At 40.4% G+C, this 26,227-nt stretch carries 26 protein-coding genes; 18 read left to right on the forward strand and 8 right to left on the reverse strand.

The genetic code is table 11. The features are described 5' to 3' along the window. From L641_RS0113640 to L641_RS0113690, 11 genes are all read left to right on the forward strand, one after another. Nucleotides 1-990: a COX15/CtaA family protein gene (locus L641_RS0113640; protein WP_024602181.1), complete on the forward strand. Its 990-nt coding sequence runs from the start codon at nucleotides 1-3 to the stop codon at nucleotides 988-990. Nucleotides 991-1,002: 12 nt separating this feature from the next. Then, nucleotides 1,003-1,932, forward strand: a complete 930-nt coding sequence (cyoE, locus tag L641_RS0113645; protein WP_024602182.1) for a heme o synthase — start codon at nucleotides 1,003-1,005, stop codon at nucleotides 1,930-1,932. Continuing rightward, nucleotides 1,929-2,546, forward strand: a complete 618-nt coding sequence (locus L641_RS0113650) for an SCO family protein (RefSeq protein WP_024602183.1) — start codon at nucleotides 1,929-1,931, stop codon at nucleotides 2,544-2,546. Before cyoE ends, L641_RS0113650 begins: the two co-directional genes overlap by 4 nt. A gap of 163 nt (nucleotides 2,547-2,709) precedes the next feature. Further along, nucleotides 2,710-2,982, forward strand: coding sequence for an STAS domain-containing protein (locus L641_RS0113655; RefSeq protein ID WP_024602184.1), 273 nt, complete (start codon nucleotides 2,710-2,712; stop codon nucleotides 2,980-2,982). 8 nt (nucleotides 2,983-2,990) lie between these two features. Then, complete coding sequence (locus L641_RS0113660; RefSeq protein ID WP_013466131.1) at nucleotides 2,991-3,353, forward strand: response regulator; 363 nt, start codon at nucleotides 2,991-2,993, stop codon at nucleotides 3,351-3,353. A gap of 14 nt (nucleotides 3,354-3,367) precedes the next feature. Then, a complete protein-coding gene (locus L641_RS0113665) occupies nucleotides 3,368-5,443 on the forward strand; it encodes a chemotaxis protein CheA (protein ID WP_024602185.1) in 2,076 nt (691 codons plus the stop codon). Beyond that, the gene (locus L641_RS0113670) at nucleotides 5,425-5,910 is read left to right on the forward strand and encodes a chemotaxis protein CheW (protein WP_013466129.1); all 486 of its coding nucleotides are present in this window, start codon (nucleotides 5,425-5,427) and stop codon (nucleotides 5,908-5,910) included. The genes L641_RS0113665 and L641_RS0113670 overlap by 19 nt, the downstream gene beginning before the upstream one ends. Before the next feature lie 48 nt (nucleotides 5,911-5,958). Further along, the gene (locus L641_RS0113675) at nucleotides 5,959-8,658 is read left to right on the forward strand and encodes a methyl-accepting chemotaxis protein (RefSeq protein WP_024602186.1); all 2,700 of its coding nucleotides are present in this window, start codon (nucleotides 5,959-5,961) and stop codon (nucleotides 8,656-8,658) included. 69 nt (nucleotides 8,659-8,727) lie between these two features. Further along, nucleotides 8,728-9,558, forward strand: coding sequence for a protein-glutamate O-methyltransferase CheR (locus L641_RS0113680; protein WP_024602187.1), 831 nt, complete (start codon nucleotides 8,728-8,730; stop codon nucleotides 9,556-9,558). Continuing rightward, nucleotides 9,542-10,159: a chemoreceptor glutamine deamidase CheD gene (cheD, locus tag L641_RS0113685; RefSeq protein WP_024602188.1), complete on the forward strand. Its 618-nt coding sequence runs from the start codon at nucleotides 9,542-9,544 to the stop codon at nucleotides 10,157-10,159. The genes L641_RS0113680 and cheD overlap by 17 nt, the downstream gene beginning before the upstream one ends. Before the next feature lie 8 nt (nucleotides 10,160-10,167). After that, entirely contained in the window at nucleotides 10,168-11,199 is a 1,032-nt protein-coding gene (locus tag L641_RS0113690; RefSeq protein WP_024602189.1) for a chemotaxis response regulator protein-glutamate methylesterase, read from the forward strand. A gap of 3 nt (nucleotides 11,200-11,202) precedes the next feature. On the opposite strand, the gene L641_RS0113695 is transcribed toward L641_RS0113690, so the two are convergent. Next, a complete protein-coding gene (locus L641_RS0113695; protein ID WP_024602190.1) occupies nucleotides 11,203-12,228 on the reverse strand; it encodes a polysaccharide deacetylase family protein in 1,026 nt (341 codons plus the stop codon). Between L641_RS0113695 and dinF the strand changes: the two genes are divergently transcribed. After that, nucleotides 12,208-13,542, forward strand: coding sequence for an MATE family efflux transporter DinF (gene dinF / locus L641_RS0113700; protein WP_076916068.1), 1,335 nt, complete (start codon nucleotides 12,208-12,210; stop codon nucleotides 13,540-13,542). The two genes, L641_RS0113695 and dinF, sit on opposite strands and share 21 nt — an antisense overlap. A 4-nt stretch (nucleotides 13,543-13,546) precedes the next feature. Here dinF and L641_RS0113705 read toward each other — a convergent pair whose 3' ends face one another. Next, nucleotides 13,547-13,816: a hypothetical protein gene (locus L641_RS0113705; RefSeq protein WP_024602191.1), complete on the reverse strand. Its 270-nt coding sequence runs from the start codon at nucleotides 13,814-13,816 to the stop codon at nucleotides 13,547-13,549. 13 nt (nucleotides 13,817-13,829) lie between these two features. After that, nucleotides 13,830-14,405: a Fe-S biogenesis protein NfuA gene (gene nfuA, locus L641_RS0113710; protein ID WP_013466120.1), complete on the reverse strand. Its 576-nt coding sequence runs from the start codon at nucleotides 14,403-14,405 to the stop codon at nucleotides 13,830-13,832. A gap of 146 nt (nucleotides 14,406-14,551) precedes the next feature. On the opposite strand from nfuA, the gene L641_RS0113715 reads away from it, so the two are divergent. Next, nucleotides 14,552-17,101 (forward strand): M14 metallopeptidase family protein, encoded by a 2,550-nt coding sequence (locus L641_RS0113715; protein ID WP_024602192.1) that lies wholly within the window; start codon nucleotides 14,552-14,554, stop codon nucleotides 17,099-17,101. A gap of 2 nt (nucleotides 17,102-17,103) precedes the next feature. Here L641_RS0113715 and L641_RS0113720 read toward each other — a convergent pair whose 3' ends face one another. Beyond that, entirely contained in the window at nucleotides 17,104-17,781 is a 678-nt protein-coding gene (locus L641_RS0113720) for a phosphoribosyltransferase family protein (protein ID WP_016900084.1), read from the reverse strand. A 74-nt stretch (nucleotides 17,782-17,855) separates the two neighbouring features. Here L641_RS0113720 and bioH point away from each other — a divergent pair, with 74 nt between their 5' ends. The 3 genes from bioH to L641_RS0113735 all read left to right on the forward strand — a co-directional run bounded on the left by bioH (nucleotide 17,856) and on the right by L641_RS0113735 (nucleotide 19,879). Further along, a complete protein-coding gene (gene bioH / locus L641_RS0113725) occupies nucleotides 17,856-18,593 on the forward strand; it encodes a pimeloyl-ACP methyl ester esterase BioH (protein WP_013466117.1) in 738 nt (245 codons plus the stop codon). A 92-nt stretch (nucleotides 18,594-18,685) separates the two neighbouring features. Beyond that, a complete protein-coding gene (locus tag L641_RS0113730; protein ID WP_008112879.1) occupies nucleotides 18,686-18,994 on the forward strand; it encodes a hypothetical protein in 309 nt (102 codons plus the stop codon). Between the two features lie 6 nt (nucleotides 18,995-19,000). Beyond that, nucleotides 19,001-19,879 (forward strand): putative metalloprotease CJM1_0395 family protein, encoded by an 879-nt coding sequence (locus tag L641_RS0113735; protein ID WP_024602193.1) that lies wholly within the window; start codon nucleotides 19,001-19,003, stop codon nucleotides 19,877-19,879. Nucleotides 19,880-19,940: 61 nt separating this feature from the next. On the opposite strand, the gene L641_RS0113740 is transcribed toward L641_RS0113735, so the two are convergent. From L641_RS0113740 to greB, 4 genes are all read right to left on the reverse strand, one after another. Continuing rightward, nucleotides 19,941-22,265: a Tex family protein gene (locus tag L641_RS0113740; RefSeq protein ID WP_024602194.1), complete on the reverse strand. Its 2,325-nt coding sequence runs from the start codon at nucleotides 22,263-22,265 to the stop codon at nucleotides 19,941-19,943. Nucleotides 22,266-22,433: 168 nt separating this feature from the next. Beyond that, nucleotides 22,434-23,012, reverse strand: a complete 579-nt coding sequence (locus tag L641_RS0113745; RefSeq protein WP_013466114.1) for a CBS domain-containing protein — start codon at nucleotides 23,010-23,012, stop codon at nucleotides 22,434-22,436. Nucleotides 23,013-23,067: 55 nt separating this feature from the next. Next, nucleotides 23,068-23,373 (reverse strand): hypothetical protein, encoded by a 306-nt coding sequence (locus L641_RS0113750; RefSeq protein WP_024602195.1) that lies wholly within the window; start codon nucleotides 23,371-23,373, stop codon nucleotides 23,068-23,070. A 124-nt stretch (nucleotides 23,374-23,497) separates the two neighbouring features. Continuing rightward, entirely contained in the window at nucleotides 23,498-23,971 is a 474-nt protein-coding gene (gene greB, locus L641_RS0113755) for a transcription elongation factor GreB (protein WP_024602196.1), read from the reverse strand. A gap of 183 nt (nucleotides 23,972-24,154) precedes the next feature. On the opposite strand from greB, the gene ompR reads away from it, so the two are divergent. Together ompR and envZ are read left to right on the forward strand one after the other, a co-directional pair. Continuing rightward, a complete protein-coding gene (ompR, locus tag L641_RS0113760; RefSeq protein WP_016899332.1) occupies nucleotides 24,155-24,874 on the forward strand; it encodes a two-component system response regulator OmpR in 720 nt (239 codons plus the stop codon). Nucleotides 24,875-24,879: 5 nt separating this feature from the next. Continuing rightward, entirely contained in the window at nucleotides 24,880-26,193 is a 1,314-nt protein-coding gene (gene envZ, locus L641_RS0113765) for a two-component system sensor histidine kinase EnvZ (RefSeq protein ID WP_016899331.1), read from the forward strand. The last annotated feature ends 34 nt before the right edge of the window (nucleotides 26,194-26,227 follow it).

A 26,227-nucleotide genomic window follows, 5' to 3' on the forward strand; every position in this document is an offset into this window, starting at 1 on the left:
ATGTATAAAAACTATAAAAATTTGGTATTAGCAACGAGTTTATTCGCATTAATTGTGGTGGCTCTGGGCGCATACACGCGTTTAAGTGACGCAGGGCTTGGTTGTCCCGATTGGCCTGGTTGTTATGGCTTTTTAACCGTGCCTAAACACGAAGCAGAGATTGCACAAGCGATTCAAAGTTATCCCGATATGATATTTGAAAAAGCAAAAGCATGGAAAGAAATGATCCATCGCTACTTTGCAGGCACGCTTGGGGTATTAATTTTAGTGTTGTTTATTTTAGCTTTTCTAAAGCGTCAGTACCCAACCACGCCTGTAAGGTTGCCTATGATATTGCTGCTGCTTGTTATTTTTCAGGCCGCATTAGGTATGTGGACGGTTACTATGAACCTACAGCCGCTTATAGTTATGGGGCATTTGCTCGGAGGATTTAGTATTTTAGCGTTATTAACGCTATTGTATTTGCGTCTGACCAGTCAACCTATTACGGGTGGTGATGCGGGCGCAAAACCTCACTTTAAATTAAGCCTCGTGGCATTAACGGTACTGATTTTACAAATCGCCCTTGGTGGTTGGTTAGCGGCTAATTATGCGGCTCCACATTGTAATGGCTTACCGCTGTGTAGTTACGCTCAGCCTTTTTCATTCAGTAGTGTCTTTCAGCTCCCCCTTGAGCACAGTAATTATGAATTTGGTGTGTTGTCGCAACAGGCGCGTATGTCTATTCATTTACTGCATCGAATATGGGCCTTAGTTACTTGCATTGTTTTAGCCTTGGTGATGTGGCGTATATACAGTCATGCCTATTCGCAAAAAATTAAAAGCTGTACGGTGAGTGTGCTAGTGGCGTTATTTTGCCAGATAGCTTTAGGGTTAGCCGTGGTGCATTTTCATTTTCCGTTAGGCGTGGCACTGGCGCATAACTTAATGGCTGCCATACTGTTATTAACTATGGTTAGGTTATGTTATTACCTAAAAGTACGTACTTAGAGGGGAATGATTATGGCACTTACAATTAATAAAAAAGCAATGCAGCCCGTTTATAGCGCATCGTTATTGACTAAAAGTTACCACTTAATCCAAGATTATTTGGCAATAAGTAAATTTAAAGTAGTGGCTATGCTAGTGTTAACAGCATGGGTTGGCTTAGCGCTAGCCCCTGATGTTGGCAGAGGTGTTGGGGTTCAGTTCATCAGTTTATTAGGAATTGGATTACTCTCTGCGGCCGCCGCAGTCATTAATCATGTTGTTGATAGTGAAATTGATAGCAAAATGGCACGCACCCGCCATCGCCCTGTTGCTAAAGGGCGTTTAAGTAAATTACATGCACTGAGCTTTGCCACTGTGATTGGGGTTGCTGGGTTTATTATGCTGATGTTGTGGGCAAATACGCTCACAGCCATACTGACCTTATTTGCACTTGTTGGTTATGCGTTTATTTATACGTCATTTTTAAAACGTGCCACACCACAAAATATAGTTATAGGGGGATTAGCCGGTGCAATGCCTCCATTACTCGGTTGGGTGTCTGAAACAAATCAAATGGCGGCAGCCCCTTGGTTGCTGGTGATGATTATATTTACCTGGACCCCACCTCATTTTTGGGCGCTCGCCATCGCGCGTAAAAGTGATTATGAGCGGGCTAAAATCCCCATGTTACCGGTCACCCATGGTATCGATTTTTGTAAAACATGCGTGCTTGCATATTCGGTATTACTCGCCATTGTATGTGTGTTTCCTTATTTGATTGGCATGTCAGGGCTTATTTATCTAAGCGGGGCATGTCTTCTCAATATTGTATTTATATACAAAGCAATTAACTTAAAGTTTGCCGCCAAAGAAGACACTGCGATGGATTTATTTCGTTTTTCGATTATTCATTTGATGATACTATTTATCATCTTATTTATAGATAAATGGCTAGTTATATGAAGCAGTTATGGTGTGGTTTAGTTGTTTTTTCAGTACTCTTTTTATCAGCCTGTAGTGATAAAAATAATTTACAAGATCTTGATGCGTTAGTTTATGAAACCGCAAAGCCGTTATCTGATTTCTCGTTGAATGATCAACAAGGGAATTCAGTAACCAAACAGCAGTTTTTAGGTCAATGGAATTTAGTGTTTTTAGGTTACACAAGTTGCCCTGATATTTGCCCAATGACGCTAGCTAAGCTCAACAATGTCTATAAAAATTTGCAGGCTGAGTACCCACTACAAGTATGGTTTATATCTGTTGATCCTAAACGTGATATTGCCCAAAAACGTAAAGAGTACATAGATTACTTTAATCCAGATTTTTTAGCTGTGTCAGGTGAGCATAAAGACTTATTTCCATTTGTCCGCGAGCTTGGATTAATTTACGCAATTAGTGATAGTAATGAATCAGACTATGCGGTGGATCATAGTGCATCTGTTGCCCTTGTTGATGGCAGTGGCGCACTAAGAGCTATTTTTAAGCCTGAATTTAAACAAGGTGATGTGCCTTTGGTTAATACTACAAAATTAACCGCAGAATTTATTGAAATAGCCGAATACTACAAAAACTAGTTTTTAAAGGTTTTACGATTTTAAAGGGGCTTTATGCCCCTTTTCGCGTTTTTTATTAACGGTTTTTAATTAATTGGTTATTTTTCAGTCGTTTTTATGGCGTTTTCATTATCTCGGTCTAAGCTTTTGTTATGGATTGAGTTGATAAGGAAAAGCTTAAAAAATGCTTAAACTACCAAACGAACTTTCAATTGTTCATGTTGAAGTTTTACATCAAGATTTATTAAGCGAACTTAATAATAGCCGAGATATTTGCTTAGATATTAGCGATGTAATGTCTGCTGATACGGCCTCGGTTCAACTTTTATGTGCCCTACAAAAACATCTCCTTACTATTAATCAAAAAATTGCCTGGGTTGGCAGTAGTGATGCATTAACCAATGCCATTGATCAACTCGGTTTAAGTGAATACCTAGCACCAGAAAGTACTAATTAGAGGTCTATATGAAAAGAATATTAGCTGTAGATGATTCTGCATCAATGCGTCAAATGGTGAGTTTTACGTTAAAAACAGCAGGGTTTGATGTTACCGAAGCCAAAGACGGTAGTGAGGCATTAGCGATTGCCAAGCAGCAAGGTTTTGATGCAGTTATTTCTGATGTAAATATGCCTGTTATGGATGGGATCACGCTTATTAGAGAGTTAAGAGGGCTTCCGAATTATAAGTTTACACCGCTACTTATGTTAACCACAGAATCGGGCATGGATAAAAAGGTAGAAGGGAAAGCTGCAGGGGCAACAGGGTGGATTGTAAAGCCTTTCAATCCAGATCAACTATTAGCCGTGCTAAAAAAAGTAATCCGCTAACCTAGGAGTGCACTGTGAGTATTGATTTAAGCCAGTTTTTTGAAGTGTTCTTTGAAGAGAGTTTTGAAGGCCTCGATGTTATGGAGACTGAATTACTCAACTTAGTGCCGGGCGAAGAAGACTTAGAAACCATTAATACTATTTTTAGGGCTGCCCATTCTATTAAAGGAGGCAGTGCTACCTTTGGGTTTAATTCAATCGCAAACTTCACTCATGTTCTAGAAACATTACTGGATCAAATACGTGAAGGTCAGCGAAATATAAGCAGTGAACATATTAACTTATTACTTAAATCAGTAGATTGCTTAAGAGCCTTGTTGCATTCGCTTAAAGTACAGGAAGAGCCTGATTTAAGCCAAGCTGACTCATTACGAGAGCAGTTTGAAAGATTACTTGGTATGCCTGAAAGTGAAACCGTAGTGACAGAAGCCAGTGTTGAACAGGTCATTATTAATACTTATCAAATTGATTTTAAACCGCATTTTCATTTGTTTAAAACGGGTAACGAACCGCTGTTTATGATCAGTGAATTAGCTGAACTTGGTGAATTGGAAGTACAAGCGTTTACTGATGTCATACCTGATATAAAAGATTTAACGACCGATGAATGCTTTTTATATTGGCGATTTTTCTTAAACACTGACCGTGACGATCAAGCAATTAGAGAAATTTTTGAGTGGGTTGAGGACGATGCCGATATTAAAATTGAGCTTTGCGGAGGCTTATTTAATGATGGTAAAGCAGCAGAAGCTGCAGTGGTCAACGAACCTGTTATTGAAACACCAAAAGCGGTTATTGAACCCAAAACCAATAAACCAAAAGCACCAACTAGTGCAAAAGCAGCGCCTGAGTCAACTTCCATTCGTGTTGGCATTGATAAGGTCGACTCATTGATTAATATGGTTGGAGAGTTGGTCATTACCCAAGCAATGCTAAATCAGCTTAGCGAACAAGAAATGACGCCTACCACGGTGACCTCGCTTCAAGAGGGGCTTGCGCAATTAGCGCATAACACCCGCGACTTACAAGAAAACGTGATGCGTATTCGCATGCTGCCAATTAACTTTGTGTTCAGTCGTTTTCCACGTTTAGTACGTGATATTGCCCAAAAGCTTAATAAAGAGGTGGAGTTAAAGCTGATAGGAGAACAAACAGAATTAGATAAAACCGTTATGGAAAAAATATCCGATCCTATGGTGCATTTAGTAAGAAACTCATTGGATCATGGTATTGAAACGGTAGAAAAACGTATTGCAGCAGGAAAAGATCCTGTGGGTAAGGTTACATTAAATGCCTTTCATCAGGGCGGCAATATCGTCATTGAAATTATGGATGATGGCCAAGGTCTTAACACTCAAAAGATCAAAGAAAAAGCGATTACCAATGAAGTGATCGCCGCTGACAGTGAGCTAACAGATGATGAAATTAACGAACTCATTTTTATGCCAGGATTTTCTACCGCTGATGAGGTCAGTGACTTATCTGGCCGTGGTGTGGGTATGGATGTGGTTAAGCGTAATATTCAATCATTAAATGGCTCGGTAGAAGTGACATCTGCTGCTGGAATTGGTTCTACTTTTACTATTCGGCTACCGCTCACTTTAGCTATTTTAGATGGGCAATTAGTCAAAGTAGCCAAGCATACTTACATTATTCCACTGATCTCGATTGTAGAATCGTTGCAAATTGATATTGCAAAAGTAAGCCGTGTTGGTAAAGACCTAGATGTACTCAGATTACGTGATGAATACATTCCTATTTTACGTTTATACGACATTTTTAATCACCAAAATGCCATTGAATCGTTAGATAAAACCTTACTAGTTGTCGTGGAAAACGATAATCAAAAAGTTGGGTTACTTGTCGACGATTTACTTTCACAACAGCAGGTGGTTATAAAAAGCTTAGAGGCTAATTACCACAAAGTGGATGGTGTGTCGGGGGCAACGATTTTAGGTGATGGGCGTGTTTCGTTAATTTTAGATATTAGCGGCTTGATAAAGCTTTCAGGGTTAAAAAAGCCAGGTAGCCAAGCATTGAGTATTGAGCCATCGACCATCTTGGAGGATTCATGTTCTCTGAATCAATAGCATTAAATAGCAATATTGAACTACAGCGCAAAGAGGGCATTAAGCAGTTTCTCACCTTTATTATGGCTGAAGAAGAGTACGGAGTAGATATATTAACGGTGCAAGAAATTCGTAGCTGGGAAGATATAACCGCACTGCCAAATGCCCCTGAGTACGTAAAAGGCGTGATTAATTTACGCGGCACCATTGTGCCAATTATTGATTTACGATTGCGCTTTGGTTTACCCACCATTGAGTATGGACCGTTAACGGTAGTCATTATTGTAAAAGTTGAGTTTGAGCAAGAAAGTAAAGTGATGGGGATTACGGTAGACGCCGTAGCGGATGTTTACAGTATTGCTGAGCAAGACGCTAAAGCAGTGCCGAGTTTAACCCAAACAAATGAAAGTGAATATGTCGCAGGGCTAGTGAATGTGGGCGATAAAATGGTCGCGCTAATTAACCTACAGGCAACCATGAATATTTAGCGGTAATAGTAACTAAATAAAGCAAATAACTTAAAGGTGGTGATAAGCATGGGATGGTTTAGTAATTCAAAACAGTCTAAATCAAGCAATGATTTGATCATAAATGCATTGCATAAATCATTAGCAATAATTGAATTTGAGCCTAATGGAAGAATCATTACTGCCAATGTTAATTTTCTTCGTGTAATGGGCTACTCACTCGCTGAGATTCAAGGCCAGCACCATTCTTTATTTGTAAGCCCTAGCGAAACGCAAAGTGATGAATATCGTCAATTTTGGCAGCGTTTGAACGCGGGTGAATTTATTTCAGATGAATTTAAGCGTATTGGAAAAAATGGCAAAGAAGTCTGGATCCAAGCAACATACAATCCTGTTATAGACTCGCAAGGGCAAGTACTTAAAGTCGTTAAATTTGCAACAGACATTACTGAGCAAAAGTTAAAAGCGGTTGAAGCTGCAGGCCAAATTACCGCAATCAGTAAGTCACAAGCGGTTATTGAGTTTAATTTAGATGGAACCATTATTGGCGCTAATGATAATTTTTTAAAAACATTTGGTTATCAGGCAAATGAAATACAAGGGCAGCATCATAGATTGTTTGTTACTTCTGAATATGCAAATAGCCAAGAATATCAAGCGTTTTGGGATAAACTTGGGCGTGGCGAGTATGACAGTGGTGAGTATTTAAGAATAGGTAAACAAGGCGAGGAAATTTGGATATATGCCTCTTATAATCCTATTTATGATATGAATGGTAAGCCATTTAAAGTGATTAAGTACGCCACCGATATCACAGCGCAAAAAGAGCTAGAAAAAACCTCTAAAAAAGCGGCCGACTTGGCTAACGCATTAAAAGTATGCCAAGCAAGTGTGATGATTGCTGATAAAAATTTAAACATTATTTTTGTGAATGACTGCATCAAGCAAATGTTTAAAGCACGTGAAAAAGAGTTGCAAACTGTTTTACCTAGTTTTTCAGTCGCTGGGTTAATGGATATCCGTGTTGATGAGTTTCATCAGGAACTAGCTAATCAGCAAGAGCGACTAAAAAACTTAGATGCTCCTTATAAAACTTCGTTGAATTTAGCTGGTCTTATTTTTGACATCATTGCTTCTCCTTGGACAAATCAAGATGGCAAGTGCTTAGGTACTATTGTTGAATGGCAAGATATTACTGATGAGGTGTCTAAAGCGGATGCTGAACGTGCTAGAGCGCAAGAAAACTTACGTGTTCGCCAAGCATTAGATACCGTGGCAACCAATACCATGATTGCTGATGCCTCGAATGTCATTGTGTATATGAATAGCGCAGTGAGAAATATGATGAGTGTTGCGCAAAATGATATACGCACTGACTTACCTAACTTTGATAGCAAAAACTTACTTAATCAAAGTATTGATATATTTCATAAAAATCCAGCCCATCAGCAAAATATGTTGGCTAAGTTAACGGATACTTACAGTACAGAAATTAAAGTGGGCGGCAGAACCTTTGGTTTAGTGGCAAACCCTATAATCACCACAGACAATGAGCGTATTGGGACGGTAGTTGAGTGGGAAGACAGAACCGCAGAAGTCGCTATTGAAAAAGAAATTGCTCAATTAGTCGGCGCAGCAAGCAAAGGTGATTTAAATGCACGAGTAGCTGAGCAAGGTAAAGATGGCTTTTTCTTACGTTTAGCTCAGGGTCTTAATAGTTTAGTTAAAGTGGTTGACGATGCGGTAACTGATACTGGCAATATGCTCGATGCCATGGCCACTGGTGATTTATCTAAACGGATTGAAAAAGAATACCAAGGCTCGTTTGAAAAACTGAAAACAGATGCAAATGCGACAGCAGATAAACTAACTGAGGTTATTAACCGAATTAATACATCAGCCACTTTGGTGGCCAGTGGGGCTGAAGAAATTTCACAAGGCAATGCTGATTTAAGCCAGCGCACAGAAGAGCAAGCGTCATCGTTAGAGGAAACAGCCTCTAGCATGGAAGAAATGACCAGTACGGTTCGCCAAAACGCCGATAATGCTAAAGTGGCAAATGACTTAGCTGAAGAAACCTGTGATAAGGCGATTCAGGGTGGAGAAGTGGTTAATAAAGCGGTAACCAGCATGTCTGCGATTAATGAATCGAGTAAGAAAATTGCCGACATCATTGGAGTGATAGACGAAATAGCATTCCAAACCAATTTGCTTGCACTTAATGCTGCCGTAGAGGCTGCTAGAGCCGGTGAGCAAGGCCGAGGTTTTGCGGTTGTTGCAGGTGAAGTACGTAACTTAGCGCAGCGCTCGGCAGGTGCAGCGAAAGAAATTAAAGAGCTAATTAGAGACAGTGTTGGCAAAGTTGCTGACGGTAGCGCGCTTGTGAATGAGTCAGGTGTGACGTTACAAGAGATTGTGGTATCGGTGAAACGCGTAACGCAAATGATAGCCGATATTACCCAAGCCTCTGAAGAGCAAAGTGCAGGTATTGAGCAAGTAAATAAAGCTGTATCGCAAATGGATGAAATGACCCAGCAAAATGCGGCATTAGTTGAACAAGCATCGGCTGCAGGTGAATCAATGGCGGAACAAGCCAATGAAATGCGCCGTTTACTGCACTTTTTCTCATTAGGCCAGCAAGATATGGCAGTGGTATCGCCTGTTATTCGCACACCTGAAATATCTCATCAGCAACAAAATAGCTTCGTTAGTAATAAAAGCAAAGGTGAAAATTTTGTAGACTCGGCTGAAGAGTGGGAGGAGTTTTAAACTCACTTTAGTTAGGTTCACCTGCAATGTATGCGTGAACCTCGCTTTATTTTTAAATGAGAGCAAATAATGAAAGAGTTTTTATTAACGGATAGTGATTTTAAGGAAGTGGCTCATTTAGTTTATAACGCCTGCGGTATTGTACTAGGAGAGCATAAGCGAGAGATGGTCTACTCACGCTTGGCAAGACGAATTCGTGAGCGAAAATTAACAAACTTTTCAAGCTACCTCGATTACTTAAAAAATCATAAAGATCAGGAGTTTGATGCATTTATCAATGCCATTACCACTAATCTAACCTCTTTTTTTCGTGAAATGCATCACTTTGAGTTTATAAAAGATCAGTTAATACCAACCCTGTTAAAGACAAATAAACAGACTAAGCGCGTTCGAATTTGGTCTGCAGGCTGCTCTACCGGTGAAGAGCCCTATAGTTTAGCAATGACGCTGCAAGGAGCTTTTCCAAGTGATTGGGATGTGAAGATATTAGCCACTGATCTTGACTCTAATGTACTGGCGAAGGCGCAAAGTGGTATTTATACCGCAGCGAACGTAAATGGTCTTGATGATGCTTTACTAAAACGCTGGTTTTTAACCAGTAAAGATGGGCAAAGTTATAAGGTTAAACCTAAGCTGCAGCAATGTATTTCATTTAAGCGTTTAAACTTATTACAAGACTGGCCAATGAAAGGCCCTTTCGACTTGATTTTGTGCCGAAATGTAGTGATTTACTTTGATAAAGAGACAAAGGATCAGCTTTTTAACCGTTATGCCGATATTCTTAATGACCAAGGTTATTTATTTTTAGGGCATTCAGAAACCATGGGTAAAGAGCATGTTTTATTTAAAAACTTAGGGAAAACCATGTATCAAAAAGTAGCCCATGCACACGCAATTTAAGCCAGTATTAGCGGGTTTTGAGCATATTAAACGCTATTGGGACGCCTCGCGAGATCGTGTGGTCGCTAAGGTATTACCAGGTGAGTTTTATGTTTCTAAAAATGATGAGCTAATCACCACCGTACTAGGATCGTGTATTGCTGCCTGCGTTTACGACGATAAGCTAGGCATAGGCGGGATTAACCACTTTATGCTACCAATTCAAAAAGGTGAGCGAATTGAGCAAGCGCATAGTTTAAGTTGTCGTTACGGTAATTGGGCTATGGAATATTTAATTAATGAAGTGCTTAAAAATGGCGCATCCCGGGCAAACTTAAAAGTAAAACTGTTTGGGGGAGGCAAAATAATTAGCGCCATGACAGATATTGGTATTGGCAATATCAGTTTTGCCAATGCATATATAGCAGAAGAAGCGCTAAATTTAGTGGCGCATGATATGGGCGGGCCTTGGCCACGAAAAATATTTTTTAATCCTCATAATGGAAAGGTACAAGTTAAAAAGCTACGTAACTTACACAATAATACGATTGAAAAACGTGAAGTGCGTTACTTACATAATCTTGAGCAACAAACAAAAGCCACTGATATAGAGCTGTTTTAAGGATGGCTATGATTAAAGTATTAATAATTGATGACTCGGCACTGATCAGACAATTGCTGACAGAGATACTGCAACAGGCAAAAGATATTGTGGTAGTAGGGGGTGCACAAGACCCATACGAAGCCCGAGAGATGATCAAAAAATATAATCCGGATGTACTAACGTTGGATGTTGAAATGCCAAAAATGGACGGCATTAGTTTTTTAAAAAACCTGATGCGCTTACGTCCTATGCCGGTTGTGATGATTTCTACACTCACACAAAAAGGTTCACCCATTACGCTTGAAGCGCTTGAGATTGGTGCAGTTGACTTTATTGCTAAGCCAACAGTTAACGTTAAGGAGCAAATGAGTCAATATGCTGATATTGTTCAGCAAAAAGTCAGAGTGGCAGCCAGTGCACGGGTTCGAGGCTATAAAAAAAATAGTGCTGTAGCAGAACCTATCCCCACTAATGCCGAATTTTTAGTAAATAAAGTGATTGCGATTGGTGCGTCAACCGGAGGCACGGAGGCGATAAAAGAAGTACTTATACGCATGCCAAAAAACTGCCCACCCATTGTAATAACGCAGCATATTCCTCCTGTATTTAGTACCTCATTTGCAGAGCGAATGCAGCGCACCTGTACCATTAACGTAAAAGAGGCACAACAAGGCGATAAGCTGGTAGCAGGATGCGCTTATATAGCTCCCGGCGGGCTACATTTACGCATTAGCAAACAAGGTAGTGCATTATATTGTCAGCTTGATGATGGTGAACCTGTAAATAGGCATAAGCCCGCAGTAGATGTACTGTTTAACTCATTACTTGAAATTGGTGCTAAGTATATTGTTGCCACACTATTAACCGGTATGGGAAGTGATGGCGCGAAAGGTTTACTGGCGTTAAAACAACAAGGGGCTTATACGCTGGCGCAAGATGAGTTTTCGTCTGTGGTATGGGGAATGCCCAAGGCCGCTATTGATATGGGGGCTGCAAATGAAGTAGCACCGCTGGAGAAAATGACCCAGCGGTTATTAAATCAAGTGATTAAAAAATAGAATTTAATTGATCACCCAAGGCTGTGAAAACCAATAATAACTGCCTGCTTTTTTTATTGAGGGAGCGGTGCAGTTAAAGCGAGAGCGGCCTTTATTAAGCTGCTTTGGCGAGGTCACCTCAACCGTATTATCGTTTAACCAATTTAAATCAGCTTGCCCAACGCTTGATACATAACAGGCAAATTGGCTTTTATGAAAATCATCAGTCTCTAGATTTATAGTTAACGACGGTGGATTTTGTGTGGTTACACTATCTTCATAGGTTAATTTATTAATAGTAAAAGCAGTTGAATTGAGCTTGGTAATTAACGTATCTAATTTGCTATAAAAACCAGATGCGGGAAAACGTGGTAAACGGCTAAAATTAGAATGTTGATTAACTGCACCAGAGTGCTGACCAATGCCAATAAAGCCTAGTTCAGTAACGAGAGCTTGTAGCTGATTGTTAAACTCTCCGTATGGATAGGCAAGGTATTTATAATCGTGGCCTATTTCTTCTTTAATACGCTGCTGTGAACTAAGAATGTCGTTTTTAGTGCGTTCACGCCATTGGCTTTGTGTTTCATTTTCGCGCTTTTTATGCAGATAGTTATGCTCGGCACTATGGTTGGCAATAAGGGCGCCTTTTTTTGCCAGCTCTCTGAGCTTATCCCATCCCATCACATAACCCGCTTGTTCATCAATGAGTTTTGGGTTTACAAAAATAGTGTACGGATAGCCAAATTTCTCAAGAATAGGCGCAGCTTGTTCGTAGTTATTGTTGTATCCATCATCAAAAGTAATCGCGAGCGTTTTATCGTCTAAAGCCTTACCTTGTTTTAATGCGCTAATCAGCTCGTTTAGTGGAATAACGTTAAAGTTATGCTCTTTTAAATAATTTAAGTGTTTAGTAAAAGTGTTGGCGCTTACACTGGTCACCGCGGGAAGGGTTTCACTGACGTGATGATACTGTAGAATAACAGCTGCTTGCGCACGTAAAGAACCACAAATCAGGAACAATAATACTAAATGAAACAATTTCTTATACATAATAAAGCACACCATAAAAGCTTGTTGTTGTTAGCCGGTCCAATGATATTATCAAATATTACTGTGCCGTTGTTAGGAATTGTTGATACGGCAGTGATTGGTCACCTGGGGAGTGCGCATTATTTAGCGGGAATTGCCTTAGGTTCTACCGTGATCTCCATTTTATTTTGGCTTGCTGGTTTTTTAAGAATGAGCACCACTGGGCTGGTGGCACAGGCTTACGGTAAAAATGATTTAACTCAGCTGGCAGCTTTACTCAAACGCAGTTTGTTATTGGCCAGCAGCGTAGCTTTAATTCTGATTTTATTATCCCCCCTTATAAAACACGCCATTGCTTATTTATCTGCTGCCAATAGTGATGTGCTCAATGAGGCCTATCGGTATTTTAGTATTCGTATTTTTAGTGCCCCTGCTGCGCTATGTAACTTAGTTTTATTAGGCTGGATGCTCGGCGTTCATTATGGGCGAGGGCCATTTTATTTATTGTTAGTCACTAATATTACCAATATTGTACTCGACATTTATTTTGTAGTTTATCTTGATTGGGCGGTTGCAGGGGCGGCTTGGGCATCATTAATAGCGGATTACACGGCTTTAATTTTTGCTTTGCTGTTAGTGGTTCAGCTAGCTAAAAAACAGGGCATAAGTTTAGCGGTTGCAAATTGGTTTAGCATAGAAAAAATGGCAGGATTATTAAGTTTAAATCGCGATATTTTTATTCGTTCTTTAGTATTGCAGTTATGTTTTAGCTTTATGACCTTTTATGCTGCACGTATAGGTGAAACTACATTGGCAGCCAATGCGGTACTACTCAACTTTTTAATGTTGGTCAGCTTTGCGCTTGATGGAATTGCTTATGCGAGCGAGGCCAAAGTAGGCCAAGCGAAAGGTCAACAAAGTGTTGAAAAGATAAGGCTATGGGTAAAAATAAGCGTATTTTGGGGCATGTTGTTTGGCATTTTGTATAGTGTATTTTTTATATTATTTGGCAGCTCTATTATAAAGCTGTTGACTAATGTACCTGAGGTTATTGAAGAAGCTACTCATTACTTACCGTGGGTAATTGTGCTGCCAATTTTAGCGATGAGTTGTTTTTTGTTTGATGGTATATTCGTTGGTTTAACACGTGCTAAAGCAATGCGAAATAGTATGCTGTTATCGGCGACAATAGGTTTTTTTGGGGTGTTTTGGCTATTTAAGGAATGGCAAAATAATGGCTTATGGTTGGCAATGAGTTGCTTTATGCTAATGCGGGGTGTAACACTTATAATTAAATATCAGCAGCTAAAAACTAATAATCAATTACTTGATTAAACCGTTATTTCCACAGATCGGGGTCGTTATTTTTGGCAGGGATGTTTTTCAATACTTGCGAAAAACGATTGGCAAAAATACCCGCGTAGCCCCAGAATGCAAAAAACAATGCCGGCGCTAAAATTACTATGCCAATGACTTGTAAACTATAATGACTGTAATAACCCAAAGTGATAAATATCACGGCCAGCACAAACAGTGCTAGGCCGAGAAAAAAGCGCTTTAGACTCAACTTAGGGTCGCTCCCTAAGCGGTAAATGAGTGGCTTTAGCATAGTGGGTTAATACTTAGTAATAAGAGTGCTCGCCAGCTTCGTGATCGGTTATGTCAGCCACACCGGTGATCTCATCAAACTTAGCAATCATTTCTTTTTCAATGCCTTCTTTTAGTGTGACATCAATCATAGAGCAACCATTACAACCACCACCAAATTGAAGCACAGCAATACCAGCAGCGGTGATCTCTACTAAGCTTACTTGGCCGCCATGATTTGCAAGTTGTGGGTTAACTTCTGTTTCTAACATGTGTTGAACGCGTTCATTTAGGCTTGCGTCTTCACCTAGCTTACGTGCTTTAGCATTAGGCGCTTTTAGAGTTAGCTGCGTGCCCATTTTGTCAGTAACAAAATCAATTTCAGCTTCGGCTAAAAAAGGCGCGCTTTCGGCATCAACAACAGCGTCAAAACCGTTAAAGTTTAGGCGAATATCGCTCTCTTCTACCGCGTCTTCTGGACAATAAGAAACACCACATTCAGCTTGTGATGTACCAGGATTAACAACAAACACACGAATATTCGTTTGTTGAGATTGATCTGCTAATAGCTTAGCAAAATGCGCTTGCGCTGTTTCGGAAATTGAAATCATAAAACCGTCTATACTTGACTAAATTACTCGGATACTGCATATCATACTCCGCTCATCGTGTTGCGGCTAGTGTTGAGCGTAAAAAGTTGGCATCTATTTTAAGCAATGGTAGCGTGCAATTAACAAACATTTTTAGAGTTATTTATATGCGGTTTATATTTACAGTAATGGTGATACTAGCCAGTTTTTCAAGTGCGGCAAAGCCCCTGTCGTATTATTTTGAGCAACAGGTTGAATTTGATCCCAGCATTCCAACACCTGAAAAAGTACTTGGTTATCAAGTGGGTGAATGGCATGTAAGGCATGATCAGCTTGTACGCTATATGGAAATTTTAGCTCAAAAAAGCGATCGAGTTAATTTTGAAGTAATAGGTCGTACCCACGAGCAGCGCCCACTAGTTATGCTCACTATTACCGCAGCTAACAAACTAAAAAATATAGAACAAACTCGCCAAGCACACTTAGCTCGTCTAAATAACTCAAACAATAAATTAGCAGAGCAGCCAAGCGTTGTGTGGATGGGTTACAGTGTTCATGGGAACGAATCGTCAGGGAGTAATGCTGCCTTGCTAGTGGCTTATTATTTAGCAGCCGCGCAAGGTGATGAAATAAATGAGCTACTTAACAACACGGTGATTTTACTCGACCCGGCACTTAACCCAGACGGCTTAGCACGTTTTGCTAATTGGGCTAATAGTAATCGTGGAATGAACTTATCGTCAGATCCGCAAACGCGTGAGCATGTAGAGAGCTGGCCAAGTAGCCGTACCAATCATTACTGGTTTGATTTAAATCGTGATTGGCTTTTACTGCAGCACCCTGAGTCGCGAGCGCGTATAGCCAAGTTTCATTATTGGAAACCTAATATTTTAACTGACTTTCATGAAATGGGACCAAACAGTAGCTACTTTTTTCAACCAGGGATCCCAAGTCGTAAACACCCCATTACCCCTGAAGAAAATGTGAGCTTAACCAAAGCAATTGCAAATTATCATGCAAAAACTTTAGATGAAAACAACGCACTGTATTTTACAGAAGAAAGCTTTGATGACTTTTATTATGGCAAAGGTTCAACTTACCCTGATGTAAATGGTGGTGTCGGTATTTTATTTGAACAAGCAAGTTCTCGCGGTCATATTCAAGAAACGATCAATGGCCCGCTAACTTTTGCGTTTACGATTAAAAACCAACTTTTAACGAGCTTATCAACGTTTAAAGCGGCGATTGATAACCGCCAAGCTTTACTTGAGTATCAGGCTAACTTTTATAACAAAGCGGTTGAGCTTGCCAAAGATGAAGACTATCAAGGCTATATTGTTCAAGGTGGGGAAGACAAAACACGTACTAACGACTTTTTAAGCATACTTAAACAGCACCAAATTAATGCTTATCCAGTTAAAGAGGGACTAAAAGCTGAAGGTAAAAACTTTACCGCTAATAGCTATTTTGTGCCGCTTGCGCAACCACAATACCGATTAGTTAAAGCTATTTTTAGTGAACAGCAAAACTTTGCCGATAACACTTTTTACGATGTATCAGGTTGGACATTAGCGCATGCGTTTAATTTACCATTTGCTAAAGTAAACAGCCGCTGGGGATTAGAGGTTGATACTACGGCTTGGCAAAAAGCAAAACAGCCTGTTTTAACGCCGCTAACTAAAAACTATGCCTACGGATTTGCTTGGGACGACATGCTTGCCCCAAAAATGCTCAATAGTTTATTACAGCAAGGCATTAAAGCGCGTGTTGCATTAAAGCCATTAACCGCAACATCAACAAGTAATGAGATAAATTTTGATGCTGGCAGTATTATTATCCCTGCAGGACTGCAAACAGAGACTGATTGGGTGGCAAAGCTAAACCAAGCACAAAGCCAATTTGATATTGAAATTAAGCCAATTACCACAGGCTTAACCAGTAAAGGTGCCGACTTAGGCTCGCGCTCTATGGCGGTTGTTTCTGCGCCTAAGGTGTTATTAGTTGGCGGTAAAGGGGTTAGCCAATATGAAGCAGGTGAAGTGTGGTATTACCTAGATCGCTTTGTAGGCGTAGCGCCTACCATTGTTGAAATGAACCGTTTAGCGTCTTTAGAGCTCAGTAATTACAGCCATATTGTTTTGGCGCATGGCGATTATTCGACGTTATCTGATACCGACAAAGTGGCAATTAAAAGCTGGGTGAGAAAAGGCGGCGTTATTTGGGGTCATAAAGGCGGGGCAAAGTTCTTAGCTGATCAGCAGTTATTAAAAGCAAACTACTTATCACGTAAAGATGTTGCCAGCGCATTTGATACTCAAGGTTTAAAATATGCAGACAAAGACCATCTAGCGGGTCGCCAGCGTATTGCAGGCGCTATATTTAATACTGATGTAGATACAACGCACCCACTGACGTTTTCATTTAAGCGTGACACTCTGCCAGTATTTAAAAACAGTACCTGGTTACTTGAAGCCTCGCAAGCGCCGTTTGTAAATATACTCACCTATACACAACAGCCGTTACTTGCTGGTTTTACTGATGCAGTTAATGTAGAGCAAGTGGCCGGCGGTGCTGCGCTAATGGCTCACTCTTATGGTCGAGGTAGTGTGATTGCGATGACAGACAACCCTGTATTTAGAGGTTACTGGTATGGCACCAGCCGATTATTAAGTAACGCTTTATTTTTCGGTCATACCTTTCGCGTCAGTGGTAACTAAATCTAAAGTGGCGTTAAACAGGTCGTAAATGCCCAGACTTGTTTAGCGCCCGCTTCTTTTAGCGACAAGGTGGCTGCATTGAGTGTTGCACCGGTGGTCATAATATCATCAATAATGACCACCGTTTTACCCTCTAAATTGGCAGTACATGAAAAAGCCTGCTGTAAATTTTTTATCCGCTTTGTTTTGCTCAGTTGTGACTGTGCCGAGGTGTTTTTATTGCGTATTAAAACATTATTCAAGACCTTAAAGGATGACAAACAAGGCTGCCATACTTGGGTAACCTGATTAAATCCTCGACTAAAAAAACGCGACTTGTGCAAAGGTAAAATAATAAATACAGCAGCAGCTAAATGCTGTTTATTAGTAAAAATAGTAAGTTGTTTTTTGATGACTTGCTGCAGTGCTTTTTTGTAATGAATTTGATTATTAAATTTGAGTTGTTTTAGCCATAAATCAAAAGGGGGTTGATAAAAAGCGCAGGCAAATAGTTTCTCAAAGCTGCAGTTAGGAAACATTTCTACAATATCTGGGCGGTAAAATAAATTGTCATACTCAGCCAAATCTAGCAAAGGCAGGTCATCTAAACAAAACTGACATAGTCCCAGTGAGCTGTGTATCTGATTCTGGCACAACACGCAATACGAGGGAAACAGCCAATCAGTTAGGCTAAGTTTCATTCGCTGATTCTCCTCATTACAAACTCCCCCTAAAACGCTATCATAGATTTAAGTTTGGTTAAGGTTAGGCAAATATGCAAAATGAATGTGTGTTGTTGCATGGTTGGGGAATGAACCAAGGCGTGTGGCAGTTAATAAAACCAGAATTAGAATTTTTATATTCTGGTAAGGTACGTAGTTTAGACTTACCTGGTTACGGTGCTCATGATGTCTCTTTGGAACCGTATACTTTACATGATGCAGCTCAGCTGGTGAGTCAGCAATTAAAACCACAATCTGTTTTGATGGGATGGTCTTTAGGCGGTTTGTTTGCCATTTATATTGCCAAACATTGGCCAGAAAAAGTGTCAAAAGTTATTTTAGTTGCCTCCACTCCTTTTTTTGTAGAGCAATTGCCCTGGGAAGGTATTAAACCTAAAGTGCTCACACAGTTTAAAGAACAGCTATTGCAAGAGCGTTCAAAAACGATAGAGCGCTTTTTGGCGATTCAAGCGATGGGCAGTGAGTCGGCGCGAGATGATGTAAAACAGCTAAAACAACTATTGAGTCAGTCACCGCCGCCGAGTAACCAAGCATTGAGTGCGGGGTTAGATATACTGCAAAGTGAAGACTTACGTGAATTATTTTCTCACTGTCCCGTCGCGATTAGTGGAATTTTTGGGCGTTTAGACTCTCTCGTTCCTTATCGAGCAATTGAAAAAATGGTCGCACTTAATTCTGGCTTTGAGTACGAAGTGATAGACAAAGCATCCCATGCGCCATTTATTTCTCATAAAAAAGAATTTTTATCTGCCGTTAAATCAATGCTTTGAAGCAAAGCCATGAATACAGCGGTTTAAAGCTTTATTTTGCGTGATTTTTGAGCGATAATTAAACAATATTTATTTGGTGGAGGTTTATTATTATGCCGATTGGATCTGTATTTAATAGCGGTGTTGAAGGGTTTAATAGAGCCAGCCAAGGTATTGAAAAGGCCAGCGCTGAGATTAACCGTGCCAGCATAGAGCAGCAAGATGATTCTCAATTAGCGCAGCAACGTCAATTAACGGCTGCTCGCCCTGAAGAAGCCGTAACCGCGCCGGTATCCCAACCTGCACGAATTGATGATGCATTAGTAAACTTAAAAGTTGAAGAGTTTAATGCCAAGGCTAACACGCAATCAATTCAAACTGCAGATGATGTACTAGGCACTTTAGTTGATATCAAAGTGTAATTCCTCATGAATATCGTCACGCCGTTTCCGTCTATCAATATAAACACTGCAAATGTTTATACGGAGACTGCTCGGCGTGACAATCAGTTACGTGAAGTCATTCCCCCAGCCGCTGCAAACACCGCTGGTAGTACTGAAAACAAAGCTCAAAGTGATGCAGAAAAAGCCAAACTACCTGGTAACAGCGATAGTTCAACTTATACTGCAAGCGGCAAAATTGCAGACAACAAAATTATTGAACAACGCGAAGGCAATGCTGATAGTGATCAAGATGATGCCGAGCAAGAAAAACAGCAAGCTGCCGAAGAAGTTAGTGAGCAAGAAGAGCTTCAACTTGAGCAAGAAGAGCTTCAACTTGAGCAAGAACAGCAACAAATTAAAGAGCTCAAAGCTCGCGATACCGAAGTGCGAACCCACGAGCAAGCGCATGCGGCTGTTGGTGGACAATATGCCGGTTCACCCAGTTACGAATACCAAAGAGGCCCCGATGGCACTAATTATGCCGTAGGTGGTGAAGTACCGATTGATGTTGGGATTATCAATGGCGATCCGCAAGCAACCATCGATAAAATGCAAACGGTACGTGCTGCTGCACTAGCACCAGCAGAACCCTCAGGTGCCGACAGAGCGATTGCGGCAGACGCCACACAGAAAATGGCTGCCGCACAAGCTGAGTTAGCTTCAGCTGATGACGAAGACAGCAGCGAAGATAAAAGCAGAGTCAGTGCGTCGTTTTCTAATAGTGAAAGTTCAGAAGTAAAAACCGCTAAAAGCGAAGAACAATCGCGTGATATTGAAGTTGAAGCGCGTGCAGGACGCATTGCTAGCTTTTATCAACTGGCCACATCCCCCGCGATTCAGAGCGAATTTTCAGCGCAAATTTAGCTGATTAAAAATAAAAAAAACCGCCTAGGCGGTTTTTTTATTTTTAAATATATCGTTTAAATTACTTTTTCACTTTTGCGTTAGCAAAGGCGTCAGCAAAGGCATTCCCCATCATCGCATTGCCTGTATCGCGTTTAGGCTTAGGCGCTCGTGCTTGGTTTGTATTATTGCTGCGAGGCTTTTGCGGTGCTGCAGCTGCTGCTTTATTGCTGGTGTCTATGTCGTCATCTAGGCGCATAGTAAAACTAATGCGTTTACGGGCAGCATCGACTTCAACCACTTTTACTTTAACAATGTCACCTGCTTTAACCACTTCGCGTGGGTCTGAAATAAACTTGTTAGTAATAGCTGAAATATGCACGAGTCCATCTTGATGAACACCCACATCAACAAATGCACCAAAATTAGCAACGTTAGAAACCACACCTTCTAAAATCATACCAGGCTTAAGGTCACTAATTTTTTCAACACCGGCTTTAAACTCCGCGGTTTTGAATTCAGGACGTGGATCGCGACCTGGTTTATCAAGCTCGCTAATAATGTCAGTCACGGTTGGTAAGCCAAATTTATCGTCAATATAGTCGTTTGCAGCGAGTTTACTTAAAAATTCACTGTTACCAATTAAGTTATTTACGTCTACCTGATTATGTTCACAAATACGCTTAACGATTGGGTATGCTTCAGGGTGAACTGATGAGTTATCTAGCGGATCGCTGCCATTATTAATGCGTAAAAACCCGGCCGCTTGTTCGAATGCTTTTGGCCCTAAGCGTTCTACTTTTTTCAACTGACTACGTTTTGTAAATGACCCATTCGTGTCACGGTAGTTTACAATGTTTTGAGCCAACGTTTTGTTTAAGCCAGAAACACGTGCAAGCAAAGGCACTGAGGCCATATTTAAATCAACCCCCACACTGTTTACACAGTCTTCTACTACAGAAATTAGGCTTTGCCCAAGTTGGCTTTGTGATACATCGTGTTGATATTGGCCTACACCGATAGACTTAGGCTCTATTTTAACTAGTTCAGCTAATGGATCTTGTAGGCGACGTGCAATAGATACTGCACCGCGTAAAGATACATCTAAATCTGGGAACTCATTAGCGGCAAATTCAGACGCAGAATACACCGAAGCGCCGGCTTCACTGACCATAATTTTATTCAGTTTAAGCTCGGCGTTGGCTTTGATAAGTTCGCCAACCAGTTTATCTGATTCGCGAGAAGCAGTGCCGTTACCAATCGCAATAAGCTCAACTTTATGTTGGCGACATAATTGCTCGAGCGTACGCAGTGATTTATCCCAATGATTTTGCGGTGCATGTGGGAAGATTGTTTGTGTAGCGAGCAGTTTTCCTGTGCTATCGACTACCGCAATTTTACAACCAGTACGCAAGCCAGGATCTAAACCAAGTGTCGTGCGAGGGCCTGCAGGCGCTGCCATTAATAAATCTTTTAAATTTTTAGCAAATACGTCAATGGCACCGGTTTCGGCTTTTTCACGCATTGCGGCTAAAAACTCGTTTTCTAAGTGTAGCCCAAGCTTAATTTTCCATGCCCACTGCACCACAGTTAATAACCATGCACTAGCAGGTTTGTTTTTAATATCTAGGCGGTAATGATCACTGATCATTTGGGCACATAACTGGGCTGGATTTTCAGCACTTGGCTCAGGGTTAATCGTTAACTGTAAAATGCCTTCATTACGTGCTCTTAGCATGGCTAATGCACGGTGCGAGGGCACTTTTTTTAACGGCTCTTGATGTTCAAAGTAGTCTCTGTATTTAGCACCTGCTTGTTCTTGCCCGTCAATTAACTTACTCTCAATCGCCCCATTTTGACTAATATGGCTTCTAAACTTAGCGAGTAATTTAGCGTCTTCAGCAAAACGCTCCATTAGAATAAATTTGGCACCATCAAGGGCTGATTTTGTATCAATAATGGCTTTATCGGCATTAATATAGTGAGCAGCTTCAGCTTCTGGGTCGAGCATTGGGTCGTTAAATAACGCATTAGCAAGAGGTTCTAAACCGGCCTCAATAGCGATTTGACCTTTAGTGCGACGCTTTGCCTTATAAGGCAAGTATAAATCTTCAAGCTCGGTTTTACTTTGCGCTGCTTTTATATCAGCTGCTAATTCCCCGGTAAGCTTATTTTGAGATTCTATCGTCGATAGAATAAAGCCACGACGCTCTTCAAGTTCACGTAAATAAGATAAACGTTGTTCTAGAAGGCGTAGTTGGGTGTCATCTAATCCACCGGTCACTTCTTTTCTGTAACGGGCAATAAAGGGGACGGTTGCGCCTTCATCAAGTAACTTTGTTGCTGCAACCACTTGTTGCTGCTGTGCATTTAGCTCAGTTGCTAAACGTGCAGAGATATCGCTCATGCAAAAACCTTTTAATACAAAAAATAAGACCAGCTAAGAAGTTAACTGATGCGTCAATGTCTTGAATAATATCACAGGGGAAGGTAATAAAAAGCTCTTAAAGCAAGCTATTTTACTTGCTTTAAGATGCCATTACTGGGGTTGGAACTATACTAATAAAAAGCTGATTTAGTGAGGGTGCTCTATACTTTCGAGTACTTCACTAAATGTGTGCGCTATTGGACTAATATGAACAGGAATTTGCAGCTTACGTGCTATATCGCGTGCTGAAATTAAACCACTTATTTCATTATTAGCCGCAGTGACTAATAAAAACATAGCGCCATGATGTTCCATAGTTTGCAGTGCATCACCAATGCATGAGTAGCTTAAGCTTTTCATACTTACACCCATTAAATTACTTAGCGGTGTCATTAAATAGCGCAAGCTAATTTCACTACGAGGCAAGCCTAAACGCTGTGCTAAAATCATGATTTTTGAGCTTTGTAAATCAGCACTCGCCACTATACCTACTAGCTTTTGCTGCTCATCAGTTACCAAAATAAAATCAGAGCGTTGAGTCGTTAACTGTTTTGACGCTTGTTCAATTGTTGTATCAAACGATGCACGCATCGGGCTTGTATCAGTAAAACTAGTCACCACTTGTGTAGCAGGTGAAGTTAAATCAATGACAGCTTCATTAGTAAATGTATTCGCAATAGTGCCATGCGAAATATCTTGGGTACGGAGTTCTTTAAAGTTAGACATAATATCCACCTAATTAGTTATAAAATTTAATAATGTTTAAAAGCAAGTTATTAAACTAAATAACGGGTGGCGCTCGCGGGTGTGCATGGCTGTAAGGTGTGACTAAAAGGCTGCTTTCATAATGAAAGTAAAACGCTAAAGGAAGTGGTTGAATTTCTCTAAGCGCAATAACACCGACATGAGAATCTATATCGGTGTCGAGGTTTGCTTGGTCAGGAGAGTCGCAAACAATAAATTCTGCAGGTGTAAAACCAGCATCAATTTGCGTATTTTTGGGTGTTGCATGCAATGTCAAACTTACACTCATAAAGAGTGTAAACAATAGGGCATTTTGTAATATGCGCGCTGTAATGTTTGACATAGTGACGACCTTAATTAACTACTCTCAAATTAATACATCATAACTTGAGTTACTTTAGTTATAGCTTACTCAGATAATATAAACAATAAAAAGTTAATATGATCTGAATCAAAACTAAGCCGTTTTATTTTTGGTAGGAAATATTATTTACATACCATTGCTTAGCACCTTGAGGGGTCATGACCTCAAAATCATCGTCTACTTGTTTTTTTAATAGTGCTCGCGCCATCGGTGAGTCAATAGAAATGTAATCGTTACGATCATAAATTTCATCGGGACCGACAATTCTAAACTTTTTACACTCCCCAGCCTCGTTTTCTATTTCAACCCAAGCACCAAAAAAAACTTTGCCGTCTTGTACGGGTGAGTAATCAACAATTTTTAAATCGGGGATGCGCTTACGTAGATAGCGCACTCGGCGGTCTATTTGGCGTAATAGACGCTTGTTATACTGATAGTCTGCATTTTCAGAGCGATCACCAAGGCTTGCAGCCCAACTCACAATTTTAGTGACTTCTGGGCGTTTTACATTCCAAAGATGGTCATGTTCTTGCTGAAGTTGTAAATAACCTTCGCGAGTAATTAAGTTTGTTTTCACGCCGTGTTCTTGTTTAATTTTCATGTGTGGCACGGTATTAAAATAAAGGCAGCTTGTCGAGATAAAATAGCCACCAATGGGTTTGAAATGTTCAGTAACAATCTAAGCACTTAATTAGTTTTTTATTATTAAGTTTTTCATTTATATTAACTATTAATAAATTATAAAAATAAGCAACAGATTATGGGACAAGAGACAGTAAAAGTATTAGTGGTTGATGACGATAAACGTTTGCGCAGTTTGCTTGAGCGCTATTTAGTAGAGCAAGGATTTATTGTTAGAACAGCCGCCGATTCACAGCAAATGGATAGGCTTATTGAGCGTGAAAACTTTCACTTAATGGTGCTTGATTTAATGCTGCCTGGAGAAGACGGGCTCTCTATTTGCAGACGGTTACGTCAAAAAGAAAACCAAATCCCAATTGTGATGTTGACCGCTAAAGGTGATGAAGTAGACCGCATTATTGGTTTGGAGCTCGGTGCTGACGATTATATTCCTAAACCGTTTAATCCACGTGAGTTACTTGCCCGCATAAAAGCAATATTACGCCGCCAATCAAAAGAAGTGCCAGGGGCACCTTCAGCAGAAGAGAATTTAATTGAGTTTGGTAAATTTACTTTAAATTTAGCCACACGAGAAATGAGCGAGGGGGATAATACCGTATCGCTCACAAGTGGTGAATTTGCCGTATTAAAAGCGTTGGTATCTCACCCTCGAGAGCCGTTAAGTCGTGATAAATTAATGAACTTGGCAAGAGGTCGTGATTACAGTGCGCTAGAGCGTAGTATTGATGTGCAAGTGTCACGCCTTCGCCGTATGATTGAAGTGGATGCGGCTAACCCGCGTTATATTCAAACTGTATGGGGATTAGGTTATGTGTTTGTTCCTGATGGTGAAAAGTAATAATTATGGGGATGTTTCCACGTAGTGCGTTTGGGCAAACTGTTTTTTTAGTAGCAGCTTTGTTGCTGATTAACCAAATTGTATCCTACGTCACAGTAAGTTTATATGTTGTTAAACCCACCATTGAGCAAGTTAATTTGATGCTTGCTAAGCAAATTAAAACTGTATTTATTGACTGGGAAGATGGTGTTGAAGTAACCGATGAAGTTTCAGAAAAGTTTTTTGCAATAACCGGTATTGAGGTGATGACTCAGCGTGAAGCGATGCGCAATGGCTTAGGGCAAAGTCGTGAGTATTCAGGGCTATCGCGAAGTATGTCAGAGCAGTTGAATGGGTTTTCTCGGGTACGCATTAGTCAAACCGATCCACTTATTTATTGGGTGGAAGCCCCGCAAGCACCGGGCTATTGGGTTAAAGTCCCCTTAACCGGATTTAAAGAAAGTAATCTTGAATTTTTAACTTTTTACTTATCCAGTATAGGCTTTTTAAGTGTATTAGGCGGGTGGTTATTTGCAAGGCATTTGAACCGACCATTAAAAGCACTGCAACAAGCGGCAATAAAAGTAGGCGTTGGTGATTTTAGTACTAAGTTACAAGAACAAGGCTCAAGCGAAGTTATTGAGGTAACGCGCGCTTTTAACCAAATGTCGCGAGGTATAGCAGCCCTTGAAAATGATCGTCGATTACTCATGGCCGGTGTCTCTCACGACTTACGCACACCGCTTACCCGTATTCGGTTAGCCACAGAAATGATGGTTGATGAAGATGATTATTTACGCGAAGGTATTATTTACGATATTGAAGATATGAATGGCATTATTGATCAGTTTATTGAATATTTACGCCATCATAAACGTGAAGAACAAAGCTATGAAGATATCAATGCGTTAGTAGCCGAAGTCGTACAAAGTGAATTAAAGCATCAACGTGTTATTACGTTTGAAAGCAATCCTAACCTAGGTAATATTCCCATAAGCTCAGTGGCTATTAAGCGAGTAGTGACGAATATGATTGAAAATGCACTGCGTTACTCGCAAGGGGATATTGAGGTGCAAAGTTATTTTAATAGCAATAAAAAGTACGTCATTATTGCGGTTAACGATAATGGCCCAGGTATTCCTGAGAGTGAATTAGAATCAGTGTTCGAACCATTTAAGCAAGGTGACGCTGCACGAGGCAGTGAAGGCAGTGGTTTAGGCTTAGCTATTATTAAACGCATTATAGACATGCATAATGGCAAGGTTGTGCTCTCTAATCGCCCTGAAGGTGGTTTAAGTGCGCAAATATATTTACCGGTTAAAGTGGTTAATCAAAACTAAATAAAGCTATCCGCCGTTATATGCGGATAGCTTT

Source organism: Pseudoalteromonas sp. TB41 (assembly GCF_000497975.1).
Lineage (GTDB): Bacteria > Pseudomonadota > Gammaproteobacteria > Enterobacterales > Alteromonadaceae > Pseudoalteromonas > Pseudoalteromonas tetraodonis.